The sequence below is a fragment of the Nocardia acidivorans NBRC 108247 genome, from assembly GCF_001625085.1.
Taxonomy (GTDB): Bacteria; Actinomycetota; Actinomycetes; order Mycobacteriales; family Mycobacteriaceae; genus Nocardia; species Nocardia acidivorans.
Window position 1 is genome coordinate 1 of record NZ_BDAW01000054.1, and the last position, 16226, is coordinate 16226.

Annotated in this window: 14 protein-coding genes and 1 pseudogene; 11 read left to right on the forward strand and 4 right to left on the reverse strand. The window is 68.6% G+C overall.

From position 1 onward, the window contains the following. The first annotated feature begins 282 nt into the window (after nucleotides 1-282). From NA10_RS25645 to NA10_RS25680, 10 genes and pseudogenes are all read left to right on the forward strand, one after another. The gene (locus NA10_RS25645; RefSeq protein WP_084515242.1) at nucleotides 283-2007 is read left to right on the forward strand and encodes an ABC transporter family substrate-binding protein; all 1725 of its coding nucleotides are present in this window, start codon (nucleotides 283-285) and stop codon (nucleotides 2005-2007) included. Continuing rightward, nucleotides 2004-2936, forward strand: a complete 933-nt coding sequence (mshB, locus tag NA10_RS25650; protein ID WP_067572365.1) for an N-acetyl-1-D-myo-inositol-2-amino-2-deoxy-alpha-D-glucopyranoside deacetylase — start codon at nucleotides 2004-2006, stop codon at nucleotides 2934-2936. The genes NA10_RS25645 and mshB overlap by 4 nt, the downstream gene beginning before the upstream one ends. Before the next feature lie 18 nt (nucleotides 2937-2954). Next, a complete protein-coding gene (locus tag NA10_RS37695) occupies nucleotides 2955-3098 on the forward strand; it encodes a hypothetical protein (RefSeq protein ID WP_169812645.1) in 144 nt (47 codons plus the stop codon). After that, complete coding sequence (locus tag NA10_RS25655) at nucleotides 3095-3610, forward strand: hypothetical protein (protein ID WP_067572366.1); 516 nt, start codon at nucleotides 3095-3097, stop codon at nucleotides 3608-3610. Before NA10_RS37695 ends, NA10_RS25655 begins: the two co-directional genes overlap by 4 nt. A gap of 77 nt (nucleotides 3611-3687) precedes the next feature. Further along, nucleotides 3688-4134, forward strand: a pseudogene (locus tag NA10_RS38870) (FAD-binding oxidoreductase); the annotation flags it as partial. 260 nt (nucleotides 4135-4394) lie between these two features. Further along, nucleotides 4395-4994 (forward strand): hypothetical protein, encoded by a 600-nt coding sequence (locus NA10_RS38875; RefSeq protein ID WP_245677894.1) that lies wholly within the window; start codon nucleotides 4395-4397, stop codon nucleotides 4992-4994. Then, nucleotides 4991-6154: a serine hydrolase domain-containing protein gene (locus NA10_RS25665; protein WP_067572367.1), complete on the forward strand. Its 1164-nt coding sequence runs from the start codon at nucleotides 4991-4993 to the stop codon at nucleotides 6152-6154. The genes NA10_RS38875 and NA10_RS25665 overlap by 4 nt, the downstream gene beginning before the upstream one ends. A 215-nt stretch (nucleotides 6155-6369) precedes the next feature. After that, complete coding sequence (locus NA10_RS25670; protein ID WP_245677890.1) at nucleotides 6370-8736, forward strand: sensor histidine kinase; 2367 nt, start codon at nucleotides 6370-6372, stop codon at nucleotides 8734-8736. After that, nucleotides 8733-9170 (forward strand): roadblock/LC7 domain-containing protein, encoded by a 438-nt coding sequence (locus NA10_RS25675; RefSeq protein ID WP_067572368.1) that lies wholly within the window; start codon nucleotides 8733-8735, stop codon nucleotides 9168-9170. The genes NA10_RS25670 and NA10_RS25675 overlap by 4 nt, the downstream gene beginning before the upstream one ends. Beyond that, on the forward strand, nucleotides 9167-9541 hold the full coding sequence (locus tag NA10_RS25680; RefSeq protein ID WP_067572369.1) for a DUF742 domain-containing protein: 375 nt from the start codon (nucleotides 9167-9169) through the stop codon (nucleotides 9539-9541). The genes NA10_RS25675 and NA10_RS25680 overlap by 4 nt, the downstream gene beginning before the upstream one ends. A gap of 18 nt (nucleotides 9542-9559) precedes the next feature. On the opposite strand, the gene NA10_RS25685 is transcribed toward NA10_RS25680, so the two are convergent. After that, nucleotides 9560-11515 carry a GMC family oxidoreductase gene (locus tag NA10_RS25685; RefSeq protein ID WP_067572371.1) on the reverse strand — a complete coding sequence of 652 codons (1956 nt, stop codon included), beginning with the start codon at nucleotides 11513-11515 and terminating at the stop codon, nucleotides 9560-9562. 211 nt (nucleotides 11516-11726) lie between these two features. Here NA10_RS25685 and NA10_RS25690 point away from each other — a divergent pair, with 211 nt between their 5' ends. After that, the gene (locus NA10_RS25690) at nucleotides 11727-12194 is read left to right on the forward strand and encodes a carboxymuconolactone decarboxylase family protein (protein ID WP_067572373.1); all 468 of its coding nucleotides are present in this window, start codon (nucleotides 11727-11729) and stop codon (nucleotides 12192-12194) included. An 82-nt stretch (nucleotides 12195-12276) separates the two neighbouring features. On the opposite strand, the gene NA10_RS25695 is transcribed toward NA10_RS25690, so the two are convergent. The 3 genes from NA10_RS25695 to NA10_RS25705 all read right to left on the reverse strand — a co-directional run bounded on the left by NA10_RS25695 (nucleotide 12277) and on the right by NA10_RS25705 (nucleotide 16161). Then, the gene (locus NA10_RS25695; protein WP_067572407.1) at nucleotides 12277-13824 is read right to left on the reverse strand and encodes a PH domain-containing protein; all 1548 of its coding nucleotides are present in this window, start codon (nucleotides 13822-13824) and stop codon (nucleotides 12277-12279) included. A gap of 128 nt (nucleotides 13825-13952) precedes the next feature. Then, nucleotides 13953-14480 carry a PH domain-containing protein gene (locus tag NA10_RS25700; protein WP_245677891.1) on the reverse strand — a complete coding sequence of 176 codons (528 nt, stop codon included), beginning with the start codon at nucleotides 14478-14480 and terminating at the stop codon, nucleotides 13953-13955. 214 nt (nucleotides 14481-14694) lie between these two features. Next, entirely contained in the window at nucleotides 14695-16161 is a 1467-nt protein-coding gene (locus tag NA10_RS25705) for a hypothetical protein (protein WP_245677893.1), read from the reverse strand. Nucleotides 16162-16226: the final 65 nt, after the last annotated feature.

Consider the following 16226-nt stretch of genomic DNA (forward strand, 5'->3'; position numbering starts at 1 on the left):
GCTGCGCTCCCCCGCTCCACTCAGTCCAGAACCGGGGCGGGCCGCGACCCGGGGCGGGGGGAGTTCGGCGTCTTGGAATCGCCTACGATCGCGGTGCACGATCCGGGTGCTATGACGGTCAGGGTTTGCGGTCCGGCTCGGCTCGGTTCTGGAGCGACTGAGCCGAGGAGTGAGAACCGAGCCGCAAAGGGCCGCGAACCCGCCCGGAGCGAAGCGGAGGGCAAATTGGGCACAGTGAGATTGGGGGCCGGTGTGCGCGCATCGTTGCGTGCGGTGCTGTTGATGGTGGCGACCCTGTTGACGGTCGCGACCGGGTGCACCGCCAATCCGCCGCCGCCCATCGAATCCACGGACAGTCCGAAGACGCAGCCCGCGAAACCGGGGAAGAATTCGATCGTCGTCGCGGTCGACGACATCGGGATCGGGTTCAATCCGCATCTGCGGTCGCAGCTTTCGCCCGCGGCGTCGGCGGTGTCCTCGATGGTGTTGCCGAGTCCGTTCCGGTCGGTGCCGAATCCGGTGGTTCCGGGGGGCGCGGATTGGGTGCTGGATCCGGCGCTCATGGTGTCGGCGGATGTGACCGCGCAGGAGCCGTTCACCATCACCTATCAGATCAAGAACGAGGCGTCCTGGTCCGATGGCGCTCCCATCGCGGCCGAGGACTTCAAATACCTGTGGCAGCAGATGATTACGCAGCCGGGGGTGGTGGATCCGGCCGGATATCGGCTCATCTCGGATGTGAGTTCGTCGGCGGGCGGTAAGACCGTCACCGTCATCCTGCGCGAGGAGTATCCGGCCTGGCGGCAGCTGTTCACCGATCTGCTGCCGCAGCATTTGGTGAAGGATTCCGGGTTCGAGCAGGGCCTGGTGGACACCATTCGGATCTCCGGCGGCCAGTTCCGCATCAAACAGGCCGATCGGGGTCGCGAGGAGATTCTGCTCGAACGCAATGACCGGTACTGGGGCAAGCCCGCGGTGCCGGATCAGATTCTGTTGCGGCGCGGGGGAACTCCCGCGCAGGTGGCCGAATCGCTGCGGGTCGGGGATGCGCAGATGGCACTGGTGCACGGCGGGGTGGCATTGCAGGCGCAGCTGGCTGCGATTCCGTCCGTCCGCACCGCGATTCAGGCGCAGTCCCGTGAGATGCAGCTCGTATTGAACGGCCGCACAGGCGATTTGGTGGATTCCCGGGTGCGCAGGGCCGTGCTCGGACTGCTGGATCCGGTGCTGCTGGCCACGGTCGGCGCGCAGACCGGCAGCTGGGTGGAGCCGGTGCGCGCCCAGGTGCTCGCGCCCTCGGATCCCGGCTATGTCGCCACCCAGCCGCCGCGCCTGAGCGCCGAAGCGGTGTACGGCCTGTTCAACGAGGCCGGATTCGGCCGGGGCCCCGAACCTTCGGTGACGCAATCGCCGACTTCGCCCGCACCGCAACCGCGTCCGATCGCCAGGAACGGCAAGACGCTGACCATTCGGATCGGCGCGGTCGAGAACGACTCCTCGACGCTGGCCGTGGCCAATACCGCCGCCGACCAATTGCGCAGTGCCGGAATCGATGTCATCGTGCGCAGCGTCGCCGCCGCGCAGCTGTACGGCAAGGACACCACCGATGCCGGGGTGGACGCCATCGTCGGCTGGGAGTACGCGGGCGCCGATCCGGCGACCGCCCTGGCCTCGCGCTACGGCTGCCCGCCGGTGCCGGTCCCGGACGCCTCCGGCACGACCACCGACAACACCGTCGCCGATGCCGCCAAGAAGGCCCCGTCCAATCTCTCGGGCGTCTGCGATCCGGTCCTGCAACCGGGTATCGACGCCGCGCTGCGCGGTATCGATGTCGGCAAGGTGATCGGCGATTCCGAACCCGCGCTCTGGAATCTGGCGACGGTACTGCCGATCGTGCAGGACACGCAGGTCGCGGCGGCGGGACCGCGGGTGGACGGCGTCTCGCTGAGCGGCGCGATCCAGACCGGCGTCTTCGCCGATGCCGCGAATTGGCGGCGGCTGCCATGACCGCGGCGGATCAGGCGGGGCGCGGCGGACTGCTGCTGGTGCACGCGCATCCGGACGACGAATCCATCACCACCGGGGGCACCATCGCGCACTATCGGCGGCGGGGCGTGCCGGTGACCGTGGTGACCTGCACCCTCGGCGAGGAGGGTGAGGTCATCGGCGACGAGTGGGCGCACCTGGTCGCCGATCGGGCCGATCAGCTGGGCGGCTACCGGATTCTCGAATTGACCAGGGCGCTGGGCGAATTGGCCGCCGGACCGCCGCGTTTCCTGGGCGGTGCGGGCCGCTGGCGGGATTCGGGCATGGCCGGGACGCCCGCGGCGCGGAATCCGCGCGCCTTCGTGAAATCCGGCCCGGAGGCGGTGGACGCGCTGGTCCAGATCATCCTGGAGCTGCGTCCCGCCGTGGTGGTCGGCTATGACCCGCGCGGCGGCTACGGCCATCCGGATCATATTCGCGCGCACGAAATCACCATGGCGGCAGTCGATTCCGCGACCGAATGGGGGTGGGAGGTGCCGAAGGCGTACTGGACCGTCACCGACAGCGCCACCCTCGCCATGCACACCGAGGCGCTCAAGCGCCGAACGGTGGATCAGCTGCCCGGTGCGCTGCCGCCGGGCTGGCGACTGCCGCATACCGGCGAATTGGCTTGTGTACCACACGAATCCGTCACTACCACGGTGGATATCGCCGATACCCTGGCCGCGAAGCGGGCCGCCCTGCGCGCACACGCCACCCAGGTGACGGTCGCCCCCTCCGGTCGCGAGTTCGCGCTGTCGAACAATATCGCCCAGCCGGTGCTGCCGGAGGAGCATTACATTCTGGTGCGCGGGCAGCGCGGTCCGGTCGGGGCGGACGGCCGGGAGCATGATCTGTTCGCCGGATTACCCGGCGCACCGGTTTCACAGTCGATCGAGATGAGACACTGAGACATGTACAACTGGGACTTGCAAAACGCGATCGCGGCGTTCGTCGAGAGCCAGCGCCCCAATTTCCAGGCGCAGCACGAGCTGTATCTGTCGGTGCTGTACGGATTCGTCGATATGCAGAGTCACCTACTGACCCTGCTCGGCTTCCCGCCGGTGCCGTGACGGCCGCCCTCGGAGCTCGCGCGGGTGACTCCCCGAGCGCGGCCGGTGTGCCCAAACCGCAGTGGATGGGTTTCGCCATCGCGCTCTTCCTGACGGTGGACGCCCTGATCACCCTGGTGCTCGAGGTGCTCTACCTGCCGATCTACGCCGGTCACGCGCATGTGCCGGCGAGTCAGCCGGTGCTGGCCGCGGCCGCGCCGCTGGCGTCGACCCCCACCACGGCGGGCGCGATCGCGCTGCCGATCACCGCACTGCTCGCGGGTGTGGTGAATGTGCTGCTGGTGATGGGCATGTCGGTGGTGAGCGAGCGCATTCCGGTCATGGTCATTCCGCTGACGGTGTGGACGCTTGGTTTCCTGGTGTGCGCCAGCGGCGGGCCCGGCGGAGACGCGCTGTTGATCAGCGATTGGCCGACCATGGCGCTGCTGCTGTGCGGATTGGTGCCGCCGGGGCTGTACCTGTACTGGCGCGCGACCTCCCGCTACGCCCATGAGATCAAAGCCGTGCGCTGACCTGCTTCGGGTCACATTTCGCCCGTCCGCTTCGTCTTGTTGACAACGACCAAGACCAACGGAAGCGAGCAGGGAAAATGGGTTTCGACAAGCTGCGCACACAGGTTCGCGGGCGGGTGCTGACACCCGGCGACGCGGATTTCGAGCAGGCGGCCAGGCCGTGGAATACCGCGGTGGCCCAGTATCCGGCGGCGGTGGTCGAGGCCGCCGCGATCGAGGACATCGAGGCCGTGGTGCGATTCGCCCGCTCCGCCGGACGATTCGTCGTCACCCAGCCGACCGGGCACGGTGCGACCGGGGATATCGCCGAGGCGATCCTGCTGCGCACGGGTGCGCTGAATTCGGTATCGGTCGATCCGGCGGCCCGGATGGCGCGGGTCGGCGCGGGAGCCGACTGGGGTCGGGTGCAGGCCGCGGCCGCCGAGTACGGCCTGACCGGACTGGCTGGCAGCAATCCGGTGGTCGGGGTGACCGGATACACCCTGGGCGGTGGGCTGGGCTGGTTTGCCCGCAAGCACGGCTGGGCTTCGAATGCGGTGCGCGCCTTGGAGATTGTCGACGCCCAAGGTGATCGGGTGCGGGTCGCCGCGGACGGCGATCCGGAGTTGCTGTGGGCATTGTGCGGTGGCGGTGGGGATTTCGGCGTGGTGACCGCGTTGGAGTTCGATCTCTTCCCCGCGCCGGGGTTGTACGGCGGCCGGGTGATCTGGCCGGGCGCGCGCACCCGCGAGGTGTGGGAGTTGTTCCGGCGGTTGACCTCTCAGGCCCCCCCGATGAGCTGTCGGTGTGGTTCCACCGGTTCCAATTCCCGCAGGCCCCGGAGATGGTGGCGCTGGACGTCGCCTATCTCGGTGATCCGGAGCGGGGACGGGCGCTGGTCGCCGCCGTCGACGGACTCGGCGGTGTGGTCTCCGATACCCGCGCGGTCATGTCGGTGGCCGATCTGGGCGATATCACCGCGGAGCCGACCGCGCCGAGCCCCTCGGTGTCCCGGGCCGAACTGCTCACCGACCTCGAGGATGAGACGGTGGCGGTGCTGCTCGGCGATACCGTCGCCCCGCTGGTGAATATCCAGGTCCGGCACCTGGGCGGCGCGCTGGCCCTGCCCGGCGCGGGTGCGCGCGGGGCGCTGGCCGAGCCGTACGCGCTCTATCTGCTCGGCCTCGGACTGCCACAGCTGCGCGACGCGGTGACCGCCGAGCAGCGGGCGCTGGTCGAGGCGCTCGGCGCGCATGTCAGCGGGTCCAAGCCGTACACCTTCCTGGCGCCCGGCGAGTCCGCGGCGGCGGCGTTCGCGCCCGAGACGCTCGAGCGGTTGCGGATGCTGAAGCGAAAGGTCGACGCGGACAATGTGATTCGCGCGAACTTCGGGGTGCTGTCGTGAAGCCGGCCGAGATCCACGGCACCGTCGAACCCGGCTTCGAGGAGGTCGCGGTGGAGTACGCCGCGGTGGTCGCGGCCGAACAGGGTGAGGCCGGATCGCAGCTCGCGGTCGTGCGGCACGGTCGCCGGGTGGTGGACCTGTGGTCGGGTGCGGGGGTCACCGGTGACACGCTCACCGGGATCTACTCCTCCAGTAAGGGCGTATCGAGTCTGGTGGTGGCGCTGCTGGTGCAGGAGGGGCTGTTGCGGCTGGATCGTCCGGTCGCCGCCGATTGGCCCGAATTCGCCGCCGCCGGAAAGGAATCGGTGACGCTGCGGGATCTGCTCACCCATCGCAGCGGCATTGTCGGCATCGATGCCGGAACGAGTGTGGCCGAACTCGCCGATGATCGGGTGGTGGCGGCGCTGGTGGCGGGGCAGCGCCCGCACTGGCGGCTCGGAAGCGCTTACGGCTATGCGGGTTTCGTGGCCTTCGCCATGGTCAACGAGGTGGTGCGGCGGGTGACCGGGCACAGCCTTCAGGAGCATTTCCGGGAGCGGGTGCGCGAATCTCGTGCGCTGGACGTGTATCTCGGCCTGCCCGCCGAGCAGGAGCATCGGTATCTGCCGATCCGGCCATGGCTGGCAACGCCGGAACAGGAGCGGCGGTTCTGGTCCGATACCCCGGGTGCGCGGAGCTTGCTCGGCATCGCGTTCGCGCTGAATTCCACGCCGCCGGTGGATCAGGTCGAACTGGCCAATGATCCCGGGGTGCGGGCGCTCGGCCCGGCGTCGGTGGGCGGGGTGGGCAGCGCGCGCGGGCTGGCGGCGCTGTACGCGGCCGCGATTTCCGAAACGGATTCCGGCCCGGCGCTTTTGCACGCGGATACGCTCGGCGAGTTCACCATGGCGCATTCGGTCGGCGGCGATCTGGTGAGCGGTCCCTCCGCGCATTTCGCGCTGGGCTTCCAGGCCATGGGGCTGCGCATGCCGGTGCTGGGCGCGCGGGCGTTCGGGCATGACGGCTCGGCGGGCTCGCTGGCGTACGCGGATCCGGATTCGGGTATCGCCCTGGGCTATACGCGTCGGCGCTTCGCGTTCGCATGGAATTTCCCGGAGCATGCGCGGTTGGCCGCGGTGGTCGCCCGTTGCGCTACAGCGAATCACCCGCTATCTAGTTAGCATTCGAAATGAGTTGAAGCCGTAGTCGATTCGGGATCTTTCCGTTACTCTCTCGATCGAGGAAGCGTGACGAACAGCTCATTTCGGGTGGTTCGGCATGATACGGGGCGCGGCAGCGTTCGGGAGCGGGAAGATTTTCGGTGGGCAGCTGGCAGAACCTGCGCAAATCGGTTGGCAGGCAGACCAATTCGGTGGGGCGCGGTGTCCGTGGATGGGTGAGCGTCCGGGTCCGACTGCTCTCCATCGTGCTCATCTCCAGTGTCACCCTGCTGGCCATCGGCGGTGGCGCGGCGATCTACCTGGTCAAATCCGCCCAGGAGGCCAAGCAGTGGGCCGAACTGGCAAGCAGCACCACAACTCCCGCGATTCTCATGGTCTCGGCCTTCGAGGAGGAGCGGCGGCTGTCGGTGCTGCGCCTGGCCGGTGACACCGACGCCGTGGCGGCGCTGGTCCCCGCGCGCAAACACTCCGATGAGGCGCTGGCCGTGGTCATCTCCAAGGGCGATGCGGCGCGCGAATTGAATCCGGATGGTTCGGCGAGCGATATCGAGGCGTACAACAAACTCTTCGAGATGGTACCCACACTGCGTAACGGGGTGGATGCCATGCAGGCCCGGCCCGAGCAGATCTTCGGCTTCTTCACCCAGGTGATCGGGACCATCATCTCCGCGTCCATGCTCGCGGCCCGGGTCGCGCCGAACGCCAAGATCGGCATCGAACTGGGTTATGCCGTGGAGCAATTGCGCGCGGCGGAGGCGCTCTCCCAAGCCGACACCATGGGTGCGGTGGCCCTGACCACCGGGGTGTTCTCCGATGCCCAAATACTCGAATTCGGCCGCCGCGTCGGTGAATTCCGTTCCGAGGTGGCGTATTCGGCGACGGTGCTCAAGGGTGCACGGCTCAATCAGCTCGAGGCGATCACCGCGAGCGCCGACTGGCAGCAGGTCACCGCCATGCAGGACGCGCTGGTGCTGCGCGGTCCGGTCGGCGAGAGCGTCGACGCCGCGGAGGGCACCGCCAAGACCCGCGAGACCAAGACCTCGGCCAAGCCCGCCCCGCTGCCGGTGGGCCTGGTGGAGTGGCAGCGCGCCTCCGGCCAGGTCAACGCGGCACTGCAGAAGTTGTGGGAGGACCAGAGCCGCGACGCCCATGTGACGGCGCGCCATCAGGGTGACGAGGCCACCCGCGACTCCCTGCTGGGCGGTGCGGTCGTACTCCTCATCGCCACACTGGCTTTCGTCGCGGCACTGGTGCTGGCCAATCGCTTCATCGGCCGGATGCGCCGATTGCGCCGTGACACACTGGAATTGGCAGATGAGCGGATGCCCGGCATGATCGCCGCACTCGGCGCGGGCAAGGAGATCGACGCCGCGGCCGAGGTATCGCGGCTGGACTTCGGCACCGATGAGCTGGGCCAGGTCGCCGAGGCATTCAACCGCGCGCACCTGGTGGCGGTGTCGGCGGCGGTCGGGGAGGCGCGCACCCGCGCGGGCATCAATGCGGTCTTCCTGAATATCGCGCATCGCAGCCAGGTGGTGGTGCACCGGCAGCTCGGCCTGCTCGATCGCGCCGAGCGCGAGGAGAAGAACAGCGATCAGCTCGAATTGCTGTTCCAACTCGATCATCTCGCGACCCGCGCCCGCCGCAATGCCGAGAACCTGATCATTCTGGGCGGAGAACAGCCGGGGCGGCGCTGGCGTAATCCGGTGGCGCTCATCGATCTGGTGCGCGGTGCGGTCGCGGAGAGCCTGGACTACACCAGGATTCAGACCGGGCGGCTGCCCGAGGTGTGGGTGGCCAAGCACGCGGTGGCCGATGTGATCCACCTGCTGGCCGAGCTCATGGACAATGCCACGGCCTGTTCGCCGCCGGAGTCGCAGGTCACGGTGTCGGCGGTGGTGGTGGGCCGGGGTGTCGCGGTCGAGATCATCGATCAGGGCCTGGGCATGTCCGAGACCGAGTTCACCGAACGCAACGCACTGCTGGCGAATCCGCCGGACTTCAGTGTGGCCACACTCTCCGGCAATACCCGACTCGGGCTCTTCGTGGTCGCGAAACTCGCCGGGCGGCACGGTATCTCGGTGCGACTGGCCGAATCCGAGTACGGCGGCGTGTGCGCGGTGGTGCTGATCCCCTCGGCGGTGCTGGAGACGACCGGACCGCCGCGTCATGAGATGCCCGCCGCACCGCACGGCGCCCCCGAATCGCGTGACGGTCTGCGTCACGAATGGTCGAATGCCGTTCGCTCCGAACAGCTTCCGGCGCTGCCGATCCCGCGACCGAGCCTGCGCGCCCGGGAGCCGGGTCCGAACGCGCTCTCCGCCGCGTACACCGGTGACCCGGACTCGAACCGGCATCGCCCCGGCGGCTACACCGATCTCGCGGAATCCCGGCAGGTGCGCCCGGATCTGCCGCGCCGCAGCCGAACCGCCGAAGCCGAGGCCCAGGCCGCCGAACCGGTGGTCCCGGCGCCGCCGCGTCAGCGCACAGCCGATGAGGCCCGAAATCTCATGAGCGCCATTGCCAAGGGCACCCGCCAGGGCCGCGCGGTGCGCCCGGAATCCGAGAGAGGACCACAATGACCACCTTCCAGCGAATCGATCTGGGCTGGCTGCTCGACGAACTGGTCAATGGGCTGACCGATGCGCGCGAAGCGGTGCTGCTGTCCACCGACGGTCTGCTGCTCGGCTTCTCCTCGGGCCAACAGCGCTCGGACGCCGAGCGTTTCGGCGCGATGGCCTCGGCGCTGCACAGTCTGGCGCGTTCGGCCGGACATCACTTCCGGGCGGGCGGGGTCTGCCAGACCGTGATCGAGCTGGACCAGGCGGTGCTGTTCATCACCGCCGCGGGGGAGAACGCCTGCCTGGCGCTGCTGGCCTCCGAGCACGCGGATATGGGTCTGGTGGCCTTCGAGATGAATCAGACCGTGCAGCGCGTCGGCACTCACCTCTCGGTCGAGCCGATTCGGCGCCCGGGGGCGCAGAGCAGTCACGCGGGCGGCTCGCAACGGCCATGAGCGAGCCGCGCGAACACTGGTACGAGGAGGATTCCGGCCCGCTGGTCCGCCTCTTCGCGGTGACCCGCGGCCGCGGCGGTGCGCGGCGCCCGGAGCTGAGTATGACCACGCAGCTGGTCGACGCGCAGCGCGGCACCTCGATGTGGCGGACCGAACCCGAGTACGCCGATATCGTGCGCATGTGCCGGAACCCGATCTCGGTGGCGGAGGTGTCGGCGCATCTGCGGCTGCCGCTCGCTGTCACCAAGGTGCTCGTCGGGGATCTGATCGACGACGGCCGACTGGTCTTCCGGATGCCCCCGCCCCCGACGGGCAGCACCTCCGATATGGGGTTGCTGACCGCGGTGCTGGAGGGCATCCGGTCCCTCTGAGTCGATCCGGTCGCGTGCCTAACTCAGCTGTGCGGCAAGTCGTTTGGCGGTCATATAGGCGATGGCCTCGATGGACACCATCGGGTTGACGCCCGGCGCGGTCGGGAAGCTGGAACCGTCGGCCACCACGATATTGGCCACCTCCCAGGTGGCGCCGTCCGGATTGGTCGCCGAGAGCTCGGCGGAACCGCCCATGCGCGCCGAACCCATGATGTGCAGTGCGCCCATGGAGCATTGTCCGGGTCCGTAACCCGCTGCCTTGCAGGCGGATTCGAATTCGGCGTGCGAGCCGCGCACCCCGGGTTCGTAGGAGACCCCGGCCTGATGTCCGGAGAAGATGCGTCGCGCGCCCGCGGACTCCAGAATCTGTGCGGCACCGGCGATTCCGGTGTGCAGATGGTTCGCGTCATAGTCCGAGAGCTGGTACTTCACGATCGGCTCACCGGTCTTGTCGATCTCCACCGTGCCGGAGTCGCGGTCGCGGGTGATGATGCCGATGGCATTGGAGCGGGCGAAATCCAGCATGGTGGCGCGATGATCCGCCGCGCCCCGCCAGTTCATGAAACCGGTGGCCAGGCCGGGATGAATCGGACCGGTCTCGTAGATGACGCCGTAGCCGTTGCCATCCAAATCGGCGTGGTGGCGGCTGATTCGGGTCTGCAGCCCGCCCTCCCAGGGGCGGATCTCCTGTTCGAAGACGCCGAAGACCGCCGCCGCCGGATGCAGCCGCAGGTGGCGGCCGATGTTCTTGTTCTTCAGGCCGGAGCGTTGCAACAGCGCGGGGGTCTGAATCGCACCGGCGGCCACGACGACCGCGCGGGCCGCCACCGTGATCTCGGCACCGGTGGAGGTGAGGGCCGAAACCGCCTCGGCGCGACCGTTCTTCACCTCGATGCGGCGCACATTCGCATCGACGACCAGCCGCGCACCGTGACCGGCCGCATCGCCGAGCCAGGTCTTGGCGACCGACTGCTTGGCGCCCAGGCGGCAGCCGTAACCGCAACGCCCGCACTCAATTCCGGCGTCACAGGCATCGGACACATTGCGCGGCAGAATATCCACATCCCAGCCGAGCGCCAGTGCGCCGCGCTCCAGGACCCCGTCGCGCGGGGACAGCGGCGACTTCGCGTCGGTGACCCCGAGCCGCTTGGACACCACATCGAGGGCGTCACCGTATTCGGCCTCGGCGAACTGGGAGGCGCCCAGCTCGGCCCATTCCTGCCGCACGGCATCGGGTGTCGGCAGTGAGGTGCTCCAGTTGACGACGGTGCCGCCGCCGAGGCACGTGCCCGCGACCAGGGTGATCTGCCCCTCGGCCGATCCGGCCGGGCCGGGCGCGTACAGGCTGGTGAGCGCGCTCAGCTCACCGCCACCGAAATCCCGGTCGTCGTAATAGTTTCCGCGTTCCAGGACCACCACGTCGAGCCCGGCCTCGGCGAGTACCGCCGCCGCCGTACCGCCGCCCGCACCCGATCCGACGATGACGACATCGCAGGTGAGGGTGGTGGATTCGGTGAACCGCAGCGGTTTCAGCGCCGGTTGCGGAGCGCTCGGCAGCGGGCCGGTCGGCGCGGGATACCCGATCTCCTTCCACAGCGGATTGGTTCCGGTCGGTCCCGGCGTGACGTTGTAGGCCAGCAGCGCAGCCTGTTTGAGCGCCTGGAAGACGGCTCGCACCGGGGCCAGGCGGGAGTCGCCGAGGGTGAGCAGCGCCCGCTCGCGCTGCTGCTGCGACAGGGTGGAGAACTTGCGCGGCCCATTACCGGTGAGCAGTCCGGTGATTCGTGAATCCCACAGCCCCAGCAGGGTGGCCAGCTGCTTGCGCTCCGCCTCGCGCGGGTTGCGGCCCAGAATCTGGAAGATCGTGTCGACCGCCCCGAGTTCCGTGGCCGCGGGCAGGGTGAGCCCGTCCCCGGGAAGGAACGTATCGCAGATCATGCTGAGCGCTGCCCGCTGTCGGACCGTTGGTTCCATGCCGAATCCCCTTCGTAAACCTCGAAGATTTCTACCACGGTGGGGAAATCCCTGCTTACTTTTCCGGGCGGCGAGCTGCTGAAAGCTTCTGAATCGGACGTGAATGGAAAATTACATCTGACGGTGATGTCACACCTGGGCGGGCTGCGTCGTCCTTCCTGTGTCGTCCTTCCTGTGTAGTCAACAAGAACCCAGTGGAAAGTACAGAACAATGACCCGCTTCGCCCTGTACCAGAATGAAGTCGCCGCCAAGTTCACCAAGCGCCTGGTGACCGCGGCCCGCGTCGTCGACGAGTCCGCCCTGCCCAAGGCCACCCAGGAACTGGTCAAGATCCGCGCCTCGCAGATCAACAGCTGCGGTATGTGCCTGGATATGCACACCAAGGATGCCGCGCTCGCCGGTGAGACACCGGTGCGCCTGGCCATGGTCGCCGCCTGGCGGGAATCCTCGGTCTTCACCGACGCCGAGCGCGCCGCCCTCGCCCTGACCGAGGAGGGCACCCGTCTGGCCGACGCCAATCCCGGTATCTCCGAAGACACTTGGGCGCAGGTGCGCAAGAACTATGACGATGATCAGATCGGTGCGCTGATCTCCCTCATCGCCACGATCAATGCCTGGAACCGGCTGAATGTGATCGCCGGAATGACCGGCGGCGAGTACCAGCCCGGCCAGTGGTGACCATCGAGTGCGCACCCGCGGCGGTCGAATCGTTCGATCTCACCGCCGGGGCGCGCACTCGCCCGGTCACTCCGGCCGCGGCTCAACGGCTTCCGAGTTGACCGGGGGTGACGGCCTCGATGAGGGGCCAGACCTGGTCGAGCGGGATGTCGTATACGTGGTACCGCTTCTTGCCGGCCGCGGTGGCGGCGGTGATGGTGGCCAGGCCGACCCGGCGCTGGAACCAGGATTGGCGGACCGTCCAGCCGATGACGCCCGGTCCCTCCAGGCAATCGCGGTCGCGGTCCAGCGAGCCGCTGCGGGTGATCAGCCAGGCCGGGTTGTCCCCGGTGGCGGGAATGACGGTGTGGCCCAGCCCGCGCGCGCGATCCCATGCCAGTGCCGCGGCCGTGGCGGTAGCGATCACGATCAGCACCCAGACCCACACCGGAATCGACAGGCCCGCAAGGGATGACGCGATGAGGACGGCCGCCGCGATCAGCGGCGGCGATAACGCTCGGGTGTACCGCCGCCGCGTGGCGGCCGGGCCGTGGGTGCGCAGGGCGGCCGTGACAATCGGCGGGGTCGTGAGCTGGGCTTCGCTCGACGCGCTCCCGGAATCTATTGCGGCGGTGGAGTCCAGCAGATGCGCCAGGGTGTGATCCACCGCCGCGCGCGGGGCCTGGGGAACGATCTTCCGGCGGGATTTGGTGCCCGTCATAATGGTTTCGAGTTCGGCTGCGCCCGCCATGCGCAGCAGCAGGGGTTCGTTCACCGTCGCACCCCGCAGCCGGGCCAGGTCCAGGGTGATCTGACGGGTGGTGAACAGGCCGTGCCGGATATGCAGGGTCGCGCCGTCGTCGATCACCCGCAGGCCGTAGTAGGTCATCAGGTAGCGGGCGCACGCGGCCAGGCTGACGAAGGCCACCAGGAAGAAGATGAGCAGCAGCACCGCCAGCGCGATGGCTTGCGCGCCACCGTCTTCCACGCCCTGTACGGCGCTGGAGTCGAAGATGACGCGGGCGAAACCGTATTGGAACAGCAGGCCGACGAAGGGCGCGATGATCGCGAATCCGGTCAGCGACAGCGGGGCGTAGCGCACCCATGTCGGCTGCCAGTGCGTGATCTCCACCGGCGGGTGGGTGGGTGCGGAGGCCGCGTCGGTCACCGGCTCTGTGAGCACGACGCCGTCCGGCGGCGCTGTATCCGACGGGGGCGCAGCCGCTTCCGTACCGGCCGGGGCTTGTTCGCGGGTGTGCTCGAGCAGGGTGGTGCGCAGTGCGGGCACCAGACTCGCGTCGAGTGAATCGAGTTTGAACCGATCGCCGCGTTCGGCCTGCTGACCGGTGCCGATGGACAGCACCGCCAGTCCGAGCGCCCGGTGCAGCAGATCGGCTTCGACGTCCACCGAGCGAACCCGGTTGCGCGGCACCGAGAGTCGCTTGCGCTGAATCAGCCCGGTGCGCAGCTCCACATTGTCCGGCGTGATCCGATACGTGGTGGTGAACCAGCGCGTGAGGGCCAGCACGACGATGATGCCCACCACGCCCAGGCTCCACGTCGGGCTGTCGCTGCGCGCGCCCGCGATGAGGGTGGCCAGCAGCACCGGAATGAAGCGGATCAGCTCGGTGATGGGGTGTATCAGCAGCATTCGCCGGTCCAGGCGCTGCCAGGCCGGGGCCGCGGTGCCGGACGGGTTCGGATCCGGTTGCGGTCCAGGGGTATTCGGGTAGGACGAATCGAGCTGCCGCACTTCGGAATCGGGGGAGGACGGGTCGGTCACGTGGCGTCTCCCCGATGCCGGGCGGTGATCTCGGTCAGCCGGGTCACCGTCCGCCGGGCGTCGTCCAGGGCCAGCGCGCTGATGTGCACGGCCCCGGCCGAGGACGCGGTGGTGACCGTGACGGTGGCCAATCCCAGCAGCCGCTCCAGCGGTCCGCGGTAGGTGTCCACCGTCTGGATGCGGGTGATCGGCGCGACCCGGCTCTCCTGGGTGAACCACCCGGTGCGGGTGTACACCGCCTCGGCGGTGATCTCCCACCGGTGCACCGCGTATCGCCACAGCGGTACCACCACAATGCTGAATACCGCTGCCAGCAGGGCGATTACGAGAATCCACAGCTGCCAGGACCGCCGGTGCGGATCCACGATCATCCAGATGATCAGCGCGAGGAACGGGAACACCCACGACAGCGCGGCCCCGATCGCCCACAGCAGTTTGGCGCGCGGGCTGGGATGCCAGGCGGGGTCCGCCATGATGCCGCCGGGGGCGGTGCGGAGTTCGCCGGAGGCGGGACGCTCGGACATGCCTGCCAGCTTTGCACGATTCGGCTCCCGAGCGCGGGAGATACCAAACCGGCCACCTGCCGATCAACCCCCTCGTCATCCCGGGGTGCTCCCAAACCTCGTCATCCGGCATGCTTCTGGCCGGGATCCACTGGCGGCGTGGATCCCGGCAAAAGCGCGCCGGGATGGCGGGAGGGCCCGCTGGGTGACGGCGGTTGCGCGAGGTGACGTCGGGTTACCCGGGGGTGATGCGGAACAGTCCGCTCAGGGTGCCCTGATACTGCACGCGCCCCGGGGCGATGGTGCCGACCATCTGGAGGCTGTCGTGGATGGTCGTCGCGCCGATCTGCTGTTCGGTGTCGACCTTGCCGGTCGCGGCGTCGATGACCGTGTACTTATAGGTGTCGGTGACCCCGCCGCTGCCGGTGGGCAGGCCCGCGCTGCCCGAGCCGCCGCTGCCGGAGCCGAGCGGGGAGTGGCGGCCGATGGTGTAGATCTTGCCGTCGGCCACCGAGAGCCGGGGAACCGCCGCCGAGGGAACGGTATTGGTCCACACCACGGTGCACCCGGAGCCGGTGACATCGATGCGGGTCATACCGCCGGTGAAACCGGCGCTCGCGGGCTGGCTGGGTCCGGCGTTGGCGGGCAGCTGGGGGTACGGGTAGCCGTAGGTGCCGGCCACGAAGAGGCTGTTGCCCGCGCCGATGGGGGAGTTCTCGGTGCCGTCCACGGCGGGGACCGAGCAGACCGTATTGCCGGTGGCGGTATCGAAGACCAGCAGGTTCTCCTTGTTCGCGGCATTGTCGGTGATGGCCACGTATTCGGTGCCGCCGCCGGGTCCGAAGAAGGTCGGGGTCGCGCCGGTGCCCCAGCTCAATTGGCCGGGTTTGCGCGCCGGTCCGCGATCGTAGGCTCGCCGCCACACCACGTACGGGTTGCCGCCGGAGTCGGCGCGCAACAGGTACAGCGCGTGATCGGTGGCCACCGAAACACCCTGTGGCGCACTGGAAATGCTATTGGCCACGGATTCGCCCGGCGCCAGTTCCACCGCCCGCGCCGCACCCGTGGCCGGATCGGCGAATCCGGCCGCGCCATTGTCGGTGGCGAACCAGACGCGCCCGTCGAAGTCCGGCATGACCGAGGCGACGTGATCGCAGTCCCCGCCGCCGCAGTGCGCCGTGACCGCCTGTGCGATGGGCGTTCTCGACGCGATGGACAGCTTCCAGCCGGTACCGCTGCGCTGATGGTCGATATGCAGCAGATCGCCGCTGCCGTCCACGGTGACCATGCGGTTCCGCTCGTCCAGATAGGCGTATACGCCCCCGAGCAGACTGCCCTTGGTCAGATCCAGCGACGCCAGGGTGTTGCCGCTGTTCGGATCGAGCAGCAGCACCTCGGGCGCGCGATCGGTGATCTTGGTGCACAGCGCCTGCGGGAACCCGTCGGCCCCCTGCAGGATGGTCGGGCAGGCGGCGGCCTCCTCGTGGAAGTCCGCGCGCACGCTCCCGACGCCGGGGCCGGGCAGGGGAGTGGCGTCGGAGGATTCGGCGTCGCCGTGCATGGTCGCGGTGCCGACCGGCCCGAGATACGGATTGGCCGGTGGCAGGTCGTATGCCGCCGAGGCGGGACTGGTCGCGATGGTCAGCATGAGCGTTGCGCCCGCCGCGGCCGTCATGGTGACGCGGCCGAATCTCTCGAACACGGGTTCCCCGTTTCGTCGTGTGCTGCACAGGAGGGTGAATGCGAATATTCGAATCAAGCGATACG

Excerpts from the sequence above, each read along its gene's own strand:
- NA10_RS25675 (WP_067572368.1), top strand. The coding sequence starts at position 8,733 with ATGACCACCTTCCAGCGAATCGATCTGGGCTGGCTGCTCGACGAACTG.
- NA10_RS25700 (WP_245677891.1), bottom strand. The coding sequence starts at position 14,480 with ATGTCCGAGCGTCCCGCCTCCGGCGAACTCCGCACCGCCCCCGGCGGC.
- NA10_RS25690 (WP_067572373.1), top strand. The coding sequence starts at position 11,727 with ATGACCCGCTTCGCCCTGTACCAGAATGAAGTCGCCGCCAAGTTCACC.
- NA10_RS25685 (WP_067572371.1), bottom strand. The coding sequence starts at position 11,515 with ATGGAACCAACGGTCCGACAGCGGGCAGCGCTCAGCATGATCTGCGAT.
- NA10_RS25695 (WP_067572407.1), bottom strand. The coding sequence starts at position 13,824 with ATGCTGCTGATACACCCCATCACCGAGCTGATCCGCTTCATTCCGGTG.
- NA10_RS25680 (WP_067572369.1), top strand. The coding sequence starts at position 9,167 with ATGAGCGAGCCGCGCGAACACTGGTACGAGGAGGATTCCGGCCCGCTG.
- NA10_RS25645 (WP_084515242.1), top strand. The coding sequence starts at position 283 with ATGGTGGCGACCCTGTTGACGGTCGCGACCGGGTGCACCGCCAATCCG.
- mshB (WP_067572365.1), top strand. The coding sequence starts at position 2,004 with ATGACCGCGGCGGATCAGGCGGGGCGCGGCGGACTGCTGCTGGTGCAC.